This is a genomic window from Micromonospora sp. CNZ295 (genome assembly GCF_004217535.1).
Genome location: NZ_SHKZ01000001.1, coordinates 4770453 through 4780760, shown reverse-complemented (window position 1 = coordinate 4780760; position 10308 = coordinate 4770453). Strand labels below are relative to the sequence as shown.

At 75.1% G+C, this 10308-nt stretch carries 9 protein-coding genes; 3 read left to right on the top strand and 6 right to left on the bottom strand.

Going from position 1 to position 10308, the window contains the following annotated elements; genetic code table 11:
- Window positions 1–125: 125 nt before the first annotated feature.
- Window positions 126–1316, top strand: a complete 1191-nt coding sequence (locus tag EV376_RS22370; RefSeq protein WP_130326227.1) for an RsbRD N-terminal domain-containing protein — start codon at window positions 126–128, stop codon at window positions 1314–1316.
- Window positions 1317–1353: 37 nt separating this feature from the next.
- Here EV376_RS22370 and EV376_RS22365 read toward each other — a convergent pair whose 3' ends face one another.
- Window positions 1354–1695, bottom strand: a complete 342-nt coding sequence (locus EV376_RS22365; RefSeq protein ID WP_130326225.1) for a DUF6223 family protein — start codon at window positions 1693–1695, stop codon at window positions 1354–1356.
- A gap of 194 nt (window positions 1696–1889) precedes the next feature.
- Here EV376_RS22365 and EV376_RS22360 point away from each other — a divergent pair, with 194 nt between their 5' ends.
- Together EV376_RS22360 and EV376_RS22355 are read left to right on the top strand one after the other, a co-directional pair.
- Entirely contained in the window at window positions 1890–3002 is a 1113-nt protein-coding gene (locus tag EV376_RS22360; RefSeq protein ID WP_130326223.1) for a histidine kinase, read from the top strand.
- On the top strand, window positions 2999–3661 hold the full coding sequence (locus EV376_RS22355; protein WP_130326221.1) for a response regulator transcription factor: 663 nt from the start codon (window positions 2999–3001) through the stop codon (window positions 3659–3661). The genes EV376_RS22360 and EV376_RS22355 overlap by 4 nt, the downstream gene beginning before the upstream one ends.
- 32 nt (window positions 3662–3693) lie before the next feature.
- Here EV376_RS22355 and EV376_RS22350 read toward each other — a convergent pair whose 3' ends face one another.
- From EV376_RS22350 to EV376_RS22330, 5 genes are read right to left on the bottom strand one after another with little or no spacing between them, the layout of a single operon-like run.
- Entirely contained in the window at window positions 3694–4299 is a 606-nt protein-coding gene (locus EV376_RS22350; protein WP_130326219.1) for a CchlQ, read from the bottom strand.
- Between the two features lie 6 nt (window positions 4300–4305).
- On the bottom strand, window positions 4306–7053 hold the full coding sequence (locus tag EV376_RS22345) for a glycoside hydrolase family 38 N-terminal domain-containing protein (protein WP_130326217.1): 2748 nt from the start codon (window positions 7051–7053) through the stop codon (window positions 4306–4308).
- Window positions 7050–8198, bottom strand: coding sequence for a Gfo/Idh/MocA family protein (locus tag EV376_RS22340; RefSeq protein ID WP_207228297.1), 1149 nt, complete (start codon window positions 8196–8198; stop codon window positions 7050–7052). The genes EV376_RS22345 and EV376_RS22340 overlap by 4 nt, the downstream gene beginning before the upstream one ends.
- Window positions 8195–9106 (bottom strand): sugar phosphate isomerase/epimerase family protein, encoded by a 912-nt coding sequence (locus EV376_RS22335; protein WP_207228296.1) that lies wholly within the window; start codon window positions 9104–9106, stop codon window positions 8195–8197. Before EV376_RS22335 ends, EV376_RS22340 begins: the two co-directional genes overlap by 4 nt.
- Window positions 9097–10305: a CehA/McbA family metallohydrolase gene (locus EV376_RS22330; RefSeq protein WP_130326213.1), complete on the bottom strand. Its 1209-nt coding sequence runs from the start codon at window positions 10303–10305 to the stop codon at window positions 9097–9099. Before EV376_RS22330 ends, EV376_RS22335 begins: the two co-directional genes overlap by 10 nt.
- Window positions 10306–10308 lie beyond the last annotated feature (3 nt).

Here is a 10308-nt window from a genome sequence, read left to right as displayed (position 1 = left end):
CCGGGAATCAGGCGACGGGGGATCGCCCTAGACGAGGCTGGTCGTCGTTGGGGATTCCGCACATACTCTCGGAAGGTGGTGACCAGCGCTACATGGGTTAGCCGGAAGAACGGCGGTGAGCTTTTGTGGATGTGGCACAACGGGCGCGGGCGCTGTTCGGCCAGGTCGACGACATGGCCCGCGCTCTGGTCGGCGACGTCTGGCGCCAGTTGCCCGGCTACGACGAGGACCGGATGGACCTGGAGGACCTGGCGGGCGTCATCATTCCGAACATCACCGCGCTGCTGCTCGCCGTCGCCGAGCGGCGAGCCCCGCAGCGGGAGGAACTGACCACTGCCGCGGAACTGGGGGAGCGGCGTGCGATCCAGGGCGTGCCGATCGAGGCCGTGGTCACCTCCTGGCACAAGGCCGAGCGGGAGGTGCTCTTCCGGATAGCGACCCTCGGTCCACCGCTGCCGGCCGAACAACACCGACACGTGGCACGCCAACTCGCGACGGCGATCGACGCGCTGACCGCGGCGTCGACGGAGGCCTACCGGCGCACCCGCACCGAGGTCGCGGCGCACCTGGAGCAGATCGCCACCGACCTCGTGTCCCGGCTCACCGGGGCGGAACCCCTGGACCCGGTAGCCATCGAGGACCGGGCACGGCTGATCGGGGTGGCGGTCCAGGAGGAGCACCGCGCCCTGGCCATACGAGTGGTCCGTGACGACGACCCGCAGCGCCGCGCGCAGGCTCAGCGCCTGGTGCTCGACGCCATCCGACCGAAACTGCACAGCCGGACCGTCGTCGGATCGCGCGGCGACGCGGTCGTCATCGTCACGCCGGAGGTACCCGGGCTGACGGGCATCCTGACGCGCGTCACGCACCGCGCGAAGCACGACACCTTCGTCGTGGGCGTCGGCCTACCTCGACCCCGGTTCGGGGAGGTCGCGGGCTCCTGCCGCGAGGCCGTGGCCGCTCTCGACGTCCGGTGCCGGCGCCCGTCCGGCCCGGCCGTCGTCGAGTTCGCCACCGTCGCGGCCGACGTGCTCCTCCTGGAGAACCCCCTCGACTCACTACAGGTGATCCGCAGCGCGCTGGGCCCGATCCTCGCCCGCCCACAGCTGGTCGAGACGTTGGCGACCTACCTGCGGTGCGGCCTGTCCACCCGGGCCACCGCCGCGGCGCTCGAGGTGCACGAGAACACGGTGACCTACCGCATGCGGCAGGTCACCGCGGCGCTGCGGGTGTCCGGCCCGTCGGAGCTCGTGCGTGCCGATGTCCTGATGGCGCTACGTGCCCGGGAACTCGGAGCGTTCGCGCCTCTCCCCTGACGGGAGAGGCGCGCCCAGGCCCGGCTGGTTCGGCCCGTCAGGCGGTACGGCGGGTCCGGACGAGCGCCAGCCCGCCGAGGAGCGTGGCGATCAGCCCGAGCACCACTGCCGCGTAACCGCCGACGATGCCGTTGCCGGTACCGGGTCCACCGTCGGCGGTGGCCACCACCAGCCCGCCGACGACGGTGCCGGTCGCTCCCGCCGCCAGCGCCACAACCGAGTTGCGCCTCCCGCTGCGGCCGGTGGCTCTGGCCAGCGCCAGCCCACCGACGATCGCGGCGCCCAGCGTCGCCACCGCGGCGACGGTCGCCACGATGCGATCACCGGTGAGGGTGTACGCGTCGACGGTGGACGCGGCGAGCAGGTCACTGATCGGCATGGGGTTCTCCTTCGTCGGCGGTGCGCCTGTCACCCGATCCTGTCCGCTGGACGCACCGCCGCGCGTCGTGCCGACGTGGGCACTTCGGACTGCTGCGGGCGCGGGCGGGTGGCGTGGAGCTACTGCGTACGCGGTAGCGGCGGCTCCTCCGCGGGCACGAGTCGCCCGGACCGCCCTCCGGCTAGGGTGCGCCCATGAGCAGCCCACCATTCCGGGTCCGGGACTGGCTGATCGCCGCCGGAGTCGCGGTGATCCTGCTGATCAGCGGACTGTCCGCAGACCGGTCCGCCGACCGCCTCGACGCGCTCGGTTTCGCGCTGCTGGCGGCCGGCGGGCTGGCGCTGGCCGCGCGCCGACGCGCCCCGGTGGCCGTCCTGGTCGTCACCGGGGTGTGCGCGGTGGGCTACCAGGCCATCGGGTTCACCGTGTTCGCGGTGGCGTATCTGGTCGCCGTGTACGCGGCGATGCGGGCCGGGCACCGACGCGCCACCGTGGCGGTGAGCGCGATCGTGCTGGTCGCTCTCCCCGTGGCGGCGATGGCCTCGGGCCCGCGCGACGTGGGCGAGGCGTTCATGCAGGCCCGAGGCGTCCTCGAGCTGGCCTGGCTGATCGCCGCCGGCGCGGCGGGCGAAGCGTTGCGCCAGGCGGAGCGGCGGGCGGACGAGGCCGAGCGCACCCGCGAGGAGATCGCGCTGCGCCGCGCCGACGAGGAGCGGCTGCACATCGCGCGGGAGTTGCACGACTCGCTCACCCACCAGATCTCGGTGATCAAGGTGCAGGCCGAAGCCGCCGTGCACCTGGCCCAGAAGCGGGGTGAGCAGGTGCCGGAGGCGCTGCTGGCGATCCGGGACGCCGGTCGCGAGGCGGCCCGTGAGCTGCGCGCGACCCTGGAAGCGCTCCGTGACGACGGCAGCAGGCCGGCGTACGGGCTCGACCAGGTCCCGGACCTGGTGCGGCGCGCCCGGACGACCGGCCTGGACGCGACCCTGACGATCGAGGGAGACCGCACCGCCGTGCCGGCGGCGGTGGACCGGACCGCGTACCGGATCGTGCAGGAGGCGCTGACCAACATCGCCCGGCACGCCGCTGCCGCCACCGCGTCGGTCCGGATCGTCCACCGTCCCGCAGCGGTGCTCATCCAGGTCGATGACGACGGCACGGCCAGGCCGGGGTCGGCGCCGGTGCCCGGCGTCGGGCTCCTCGGAATGCGCGAACGGGTGACCGCCGTCGGCGGGCGGCTGCACGCCGGAGCGCGCAGCGAGGGCGGTTTCACCGTCCGGGCCGAACTTCCCCTGGAGCCGTCATGATCCGTGTCCTGCTGGTCGACGACCAGCCGCTCATCCGCAGCGGATTCCGCGCCCTGCTCGACGCGGAGGACGACATCGCGGTCGTGGCCGAGGCCGCCGACGGCGGCACGGGGGTGGCGCTGGCGAGGCAGCACCGGCCCGACATCGCGCTCATCGACATCCAGATGCCGGTCGTCGACGGCATCGAGGCGACCCGGCGCATCGCGGCCGACCCGGCCCTGGCCGGGGTGCACGTCGTCATCCTGACCAACTACGGGCTGGACGAACACGTGTTCAACGCGCTGCGGGCCGGCGCGGCCGGCTTCCTCGTCAAGGACATCCTGCCGGAGGACTTCCTGCACGCCGTCCGCGTCGCCGCCCGCGGCGACGCGTTGCTCGCACCGTCGATCACCCGCAAACTGATCGACCGGTACGTCACGCAGCCGCCGCCCACCGACGCCCCGGCCGCGCTGGCGCAGCTGACCACCCGGGAACGGGAGGCCGTGGCCCTGGTCGCGCGGGGGCTGACCAACGACGAGATCGCCGAGCGCATGGTGATCAGCCCGGTGACCGCCAAGACCCACGTCAACCGTGCCATGACCAAGCTGCACGCCCGCGACCGTGCGCAACTCGTGGTGCTCGCCTACGAGTCCGGGCTGGTGATTCCACGCGATCGCTGAGGTCCAGGTGGACGGAGCTTCGGCGGTCCGGCTCACTCCGCTGCGGCGGTCCGCTGGCAGCGCGGGCACTGCTCCCGCTCGGACCAGCTCACCCGTCCCAACGTCGCCGGCGCGAGGACGCGCTGCCCCAGTTCGGTGCGCGCGGCGATGCGGAAGCTCCAGATCGCGTCGGCGAACCCGTGGTACGCCTCGTGGTACTCCGCGCTCGAGAGGGCCGCGCCGGCGCGGACGGCGTCACGGATACCGATGAGCCGGACGAACGCCGCCTCGCCCGCCACCACCAGCTCGGCGCTGCCGTACATCAGCAGCCGTTCGCGCACTCCGTACAGACCGGAGTCGTGGACCGCCCGGGCGGCGGCGACCAGGCGGTCCGGCTCCCGCGTGGCCGGCCGGGCCACCTCGCGCAGCCCCGCGTGCGCCTGGTCGAGGGCCAGGGCGAAGTCGACGTACGTGCGCAGGCGCTCGGCCTCCCGGTCCCGGCTGCGTTGGTCGCGATCGTTCCGCCTGCCCGCGATCACGGTGCCGGCCAGGGCGATGACCGCACCGACCCCGGTGGCGGCGACCGGTATCCACGTGGTCTCGGCGATGGTTGCCTCCCTCGGCCGGCGACGGGATGCCGTGGACGCGAGGATACGCAACCACGGTCAGGTCAGGTCGAGCTGCACCGTGGCGATCTCCCAGGCCCGCAGCGGCAGTCGGACCAACCCCGCGCCGTCGACGGCCAGCGGCTCGCCGGTCCGACCGAGCAGGTCGCTCCGCCACGCCCCGCGGATCGGGGCGCCGCCGAGCACGGCGATGGTGTCCGTCGGCGTCTGCGCCACCAGGCGTACCTCGACGCGCCCGGCGCGGTCCCGGACGCTGGTCAGCGCGACTCCGTGGCCGTCGACGGAGATCCCGGCAGCCGGTGCCGGCAGCGCGACGGCCGGGTCGGCCGCGCCGGCGAAGGCCAGCAGCTCGTGCCGGTACGCCTCGGCCGCGGCCAACACCCCGGCCTCGTGCCAGGTGCCCCGGTACGGCAGCACCGCCAACTCGACCGTGCGGGTGCCGCGGCACTGCGCCTGCGGCGTGGGCAGCTGCGGACCGGCGGGTTCGTCGCGGAGGGCGTGCCGGTTGCGGGACAGCATCCCGATCGCGCGCAGCAGGGTGACGGCCAGTTCGCGGCCGGAGTCGGTCAGCTCGTACTCGGTGGGTTGCGTCAGCAACACCGCCAGCGCGCCGTCCGGCCCGCCGGCGGCGACGAACCCGTTGGCGGGGAAGGTGGGCAGCGGCACCTCACCGCCGCCGCCCTCCGCGGTCAGGCCCCGCTCGACGACGGCGAACTGGCCCTCCGCGTACGACCGGTCCGCCGGCGACGGCAGCGGCAGGTGCAGCCGGACGCGGTGGTCGTCGCAGCGGTTGTCGAACTCGACGCGAAGCCGCGCGAACCGCTCGCCGCAGCGCAGCTCGACCCGGGTGGTGAGAGTGATCGGCTCGTGGTCCACCGCGCGGGAACCCGTGTCCACGTCCGCCCCGACCGGCCAGCGGTACTCGCGTACCACCTCCACCACGCCGAGCAGGGGCCCGTCGTGGCGCACCACCGTACGCACCGCCCGCGGCTTGTCGACGAGTTCGTCGGCCGCCGGCGGAGCGTAGTTGTAGCTGTCACCGACGTCGCCGCCGTCGACGACGCGACCCACCCCGTCCACCGTGACACCGTCCGGGGTGGTCAGCGCCAGCGTGCCGTCCTCGGCGACGTCGACGCGCAGCAGGCCGTTGGCCAGGCGGCGGCCGGTCACCGTGACCGGGGCGAGCTCCGCTTCCGCGGTCGCCGGCAGGGGCGCCGGCCGCACCGCGGCACGCCCGAGCGGCGGCACCTCGACCAGGGCGGCGACGGTGGCCCGGGGGGCGGCGAGAATCCGTACCCGCCACTGGTCGGCGTGCCCGGCGGCGGCGAGCGCCAGCCGGACGTCCGCCACGTCGAAGGCGGGGTCGCCGTGCCGGGCCACCTGGAAGGTGAGGGTGGCGTCGTCCGGTGACACGGACCAGGCGGTGACCTCCTGGCCGTAGAGTTCCCGGCCGTGCACCCGGGTGAGCACGGTCGGCAGGTCGGCGGCCGGCACCACGTCGTCGGCGAGCAGGGTGCGGCGGCGACCGAGGACCTGCGCGGCGACGCTGCGGCCGGTGGCGTCGGCCAGGGCCACCGTGCTGTCGGCCGGCGCCGCCACGTCCAGGAACGCCAACGCGGTGCGGGCCGCCGGGGTGGGATTGAACAGCAGGTAGCCGTCCCGGGGCACGGCCGCGGCAAGCCGCGAGCCGACCAGGTCGCAGACCGCCCGGCCGAGCTGGTCGGCCTCGGCGAGCCGGGCGGCCACCTGCTCGGCGGTCTCGTCGCAGCCGCAGCCGGTCACCGAGTCGTGGCAGCTGGCGTCGATCAGCCGGGTCCAGGCCATGTCGAGGAAGCGCTGCACGGACCCGTCGTGGGTCAGCGCCGCGAGCGGCTCGGCGTACCGCTCGACGCGCCGCTCGGCGCGGTTCATCGCCTGCTTGAGGTGAGCACGGACGGAGATCACCCCGGGCAGGATGTTGGCCCGGGCGTGCGAGCGCAGCTCCCCGCGGACGACCGGCAGGCCGTCGACGGTGGCCGGTTGGGTGGCGAAGTACTCGGCGAGGGTGCCCAGCCGCAGCTGCGTGCCGGCGACGTCGGCGGCGGCGAGCAGGTCGGGGGCGTCCGGCGCCGGCGCGGCGTGATCGGTGCCGTACATGGCCAGCGCCGGGCTGTCCACACCGTCGAACCGCCACCCGGCCAGCGTCCTGGCGAGGTCGTCGGCCCGGCGCGTGACCTGCGCGGCGTCCTCCATCAGCCCGGCGGCGTTGCCGTAGCCGCCAGGCAGGTACTCGGTGCGGACGGTGGTGCCGTCCGGGGCCTGCCAGGCGAAGGCGTGCCGGCGCATCCGCTCGGGTACGCCGCGGAACACGCAGGCGTGGGCCAGCCCGGCGCCGGCCAGGATCTGCGGCATCTGGGCGATGTGGCCGAACATGTCCGGCAGGTAGCCGACCGGCATCGCCCCGCCCAGCTCCGCGCTCCGGCGCAGGCCGCGTTCCAGGTTGCGGACGACGTTCTCGCCGGAGCAGAGGAATTCGTCGAGCAGGATCTGCCACGGGCCCACCGCCAGCCGACCGGCGCGCACCAGGGCGATCACCTGCTCCCGCCGTTCCGGGCGGACCTCCAGGTAGTCGTCGACCGCGGCGAGTTGCCCGTCGAGGGTGAACCGCTGCCGCGGGTCACGCTCCATCCGGTCGAACACCTCGTCGAGCAGCGCCACCAGCCGCAGCCGGAACCGCTGGAACGGCTCGTACCACTCCCGGTCCCAGTGGGTGTGTGGCACCACGATGATCTCGGTTGGTCGGTTCACCGGCTCGCCGCCTCTCCACCGATCGCCGCCCCGGTCAGCTCACCGAAGCGGCGTACCACCTGCTGGCTGGTCCGTACATCGGCCGCGCCCTCGGCGATGCCCGTCAACGGCGCGGCGGCCGCCGTGACCATGGCGTGGAACGCGACCAGTTCCTGCTCGAACGCCTCGGTCACCGACCGGAACGCGGCCCGCCGCTCGCCGCCGCCGTGGTCGTCGACCACGGTCAGCGTGGTGGGCGCGTTGAGCAGGTACGGCGACGGGAAGACCAGCTCCAGCGACCCGCGGGCGTGGTGCAGGGTGACCGTCTCCCGGTAGGCGGGGTAGGCCGGCAGGTTGAGCCACCGGATGCCGTAGCGGGCGGCGCCGGGCAGCCGCCCGCTGATCTCCACCGACGGCTCGGTCGGGCCGTCGGGGGTGAGCGGCCAGGTGGCCACGTGTTCGACGGTGGCCGGCGCGCCGGTGAGCAACCGCAGCAGGGACAGGTCGTGCGAGAGGCTGTTGATCAGGATCCGGTAGAGGGCGCGGGCGGCGGGGTCGGTGCCGACGGCGGCGTCCAGCAGTGCCCGGTCGGCGGCGGCGAGCCGGGCTGCCTCCTCGGCCGGCACGTCGCCGGCGGCCGGGGGCAGGTTGGCGAAGCGCAGCTGCCGGTCGCCGCCGGCGTGCAGCACGGTCACCTCCACCGCGTGCACCGCCTCCGCGCCGCCGAGCTCGGCGAGCAGCCGGGCGGCCTCGGTCACCGCCGGGTCGTACTGCTTCATGTAGCCGACCATCAGCGCCGCGGCGCCCGTGCCCAGCCCGGCCAGCCGGGACGTCTCGGCGAGCGTGTAGGCCAGTGGCTTCTCGCACAGCACCGGCAGGCCCGCGCGCAGCGCCGCCGCGGCCAGCTCGCCGTGCGAGCCGGAGGTGGCCAGCAGCACGCCGTCGCAGCCCCCGTCGGTCACCATCCGGGCCGCGTCGGGGTAGCGGCGGGCCGGTTCGACGCCGTACCGCTCGCCCAGCTCGGTCAGCCGCGACGGGGACAGGTCGGCCAGCGCCACGATCTCGAACAGGTCAGCACGGCGTTGCAGCAGCGGCAGGTGCACGGTGCGGGCGATGATGCCCAACCCGGCCACCGCGATCCGGATCCGCTTGCCTGGCTCGATCACCGCAGCGCCTCCTCGAGCCATCGGCGGTTGGCGTGCTGGTCGGCGCGGATCCGGTCCAGGTCCCGGCCGTCCGCGGGGCTGTCCTGCTCGATCACCAACCAGCCGGTGTAGCCGATGTCGTCGAGGCCGGCGAGCACCCCGGCGAGGTCGACGTCGCCGCGGCCCAGGGCGCAGAAGCCGCCGGCGGCGACCACGTCCATCAGGCCGCCACCGGCCGCCCGGACCCGGGCGTGGGCGGCGAGGTCGGCGTCCTTCAGGTGCACCTGGCCGATCCGGCCGGCCCAGCGGCGTACCGCGGCCACCGGGTCGCCGCCGGCCAGCGCCAGGTGCCCGGTGTCCAGGCAGATCGCGATGTCGGTGAGTTCGAGCAGCCGGTCGGCCTCGGCCTCGGTCTCCACATCGGTGCCGAGGTGGTAGTGGAACACCGGTTCCAGCCCGCGGTCGCGGCACCGGTCGGCGGCCTGCTGGACCCGGGCGGCGAAGTCCGGCCAGGCCGCGCCGGGCAGCGCCGACGCGAGGTCGGTCGGGGTGCCCGGCCGGGCCATCCGGGCCGGACTGCCGGGGCAGGCCAGCGTCGGCCGGGGTGCGAACCGGGGGTCGGCGGCCGGCGCGGCGGCGAACACGTCGAGCGCGGCGTCGAGCTGGACGAGGTCCTCGGCGAAGCCGGCCGGGTCGGCGAAGCGCAGGTCCACCCAGCCGCCGGCGAGCCCGATGCCGGCCGCGTCCAGCCGGCGCGCGAGGGTCTCGCCGGTGCCGAGGTAGCCGATCGGGCCGGAGTCCACTCCGGTGTAGCCGTCGTCGGCCAACGCCGCGAGCAGGTCGTCCGGGCCGACCGGGGCCCCGGTGGCCTGGTAGATGCCGTAGTTGACGGGGGCACCGGCCACCCGTGTGCGTCCGGTCAGCTGCACAGCGCGATCACCTCCATGCGGTGGGACTCCAGGACGTGCAGTCCGTCGCCGGCCGGTAGCCGGCACCGGTCGCCGCGGACCAGCCGGTGTCGCCCGTCCGGATAGGCCAGCAACGCGCCGTCGGCGTCGAGCGCGAGCAGTTCGTCGCCCAGCCGCAGCAGCAGCGGCCCGTCCGGATCGGCGGAGATGGCGGTACGGCCGCCCCGCAACGCGTCCAGCGCCGCGTCCCCGGGCGGGGCGTCGCGGTCGGCGAGCAGCCAGGTGGTGGGGGAGCCGGGCAGCGCGTCGGCGCCGGAGCGGTGGAAGTCGCTGCCGCCGACCGGTACGACGTCGGCCCGCCACGCCCGCGCCCAGGCCAGCGGGGCCCCCCAGGTGCGGTCCCACCAGCCGGAGTGCCACACCTCGACCAGCGGGGTGCGGTCGGCCAGCGGCTGGCGCCAGGCGCAGTCGCCGCCGAGCGGGTGGTTCACCGACATCAGGCCGCCGTCGCGGCGCGCGGCGGCGAGCCACTCGTCGGGTGGCCGCCGGAAGTCGACCCAGCCCACCGGGCCGAAGACGTTGGCATGCCCCCGGTCGGTGGTCACCTCCTGGCCGGGCAGCAGCGTGATGCCGTAGCGCGCGGAAGCGGCCGGCAGCCACGGGTGGTGGCTGACGGTGTTGTGGTCGGTGACGGCGAGGAAGTCCAGGCCGCGGGAGGCGGCGAGCGCGGCGAGTTCGTCGATGGTGTGCGCGCCGTCGCTGTGCACGGTGTGCGCGTGCAGGTCACCGGCGAGCCAGCGCCGGCCGTCGACGTCGGGCAGGTCCCGGCGGGGCGGCCGGGCCGGTCGCGGTGGCGCCGCCGGCGGCTCGGGCGCCGGCGGCGCGGTGTCGCTGGTGGTGGCGGTGACCTCGTAGTCCAGCCCGTCCGGCGGGATGCGGTGCAGCCGCAGCAGCACCTGCCACTCGCCGGGTTCCAGCTCGCCGGGCAGGTAGCCGGGGGTGGCCCAGTCGGCGGCGATCGTGTAGCCGTCCCGGGCGCCCCCCGACCAGCCGCGGAAGCCGGCCGGGCCGACGCAGCCGAGGTCGAGCACCCCGGCCGCACGCGGGTAGGCCAGCCGGACGGTGAGGGCGGCGGTGCCCGGTGCGACGGCGACCGGCAGGGCCCGCATCACGTCCTCGGCGCGGTCCTGCAGGGTCCAGCTGCCCCGGTGCACGACCATCGG

Bases quoted from the DNA above. Each gene is read 5' to 3' on its own strand.
- EV376_RS22365 (WP_130326225.1), bottom strand. From the start codon at position 1,695: ATGCCGATCAGTGACCTGCTCGCCGCGTCCACCGTCGACGCGTACACC.
- EV376_RS22360 (WP_130326223.1), top strand. From the start codon at position 1,890: ATGAGCAGCCCACCATTCCGGGTCCGGGACTGGCTGATCGCCGCCGGA.
- EV376_RS22355 (WP_130326221.1), top strand. From the start codon at position 2,999: ATGATCCGTGTCCTGCTGGTCGACGACCAGCCGCTCATCCGCAGCGGA.
- EV376_RS22330 (WP_130326213.1), bottom strand. From the start codon at position 10,305: ATGGTCGTGCACCGGGGCAGCTGGACCCTGCAGGACCGCGCCGAGGAC.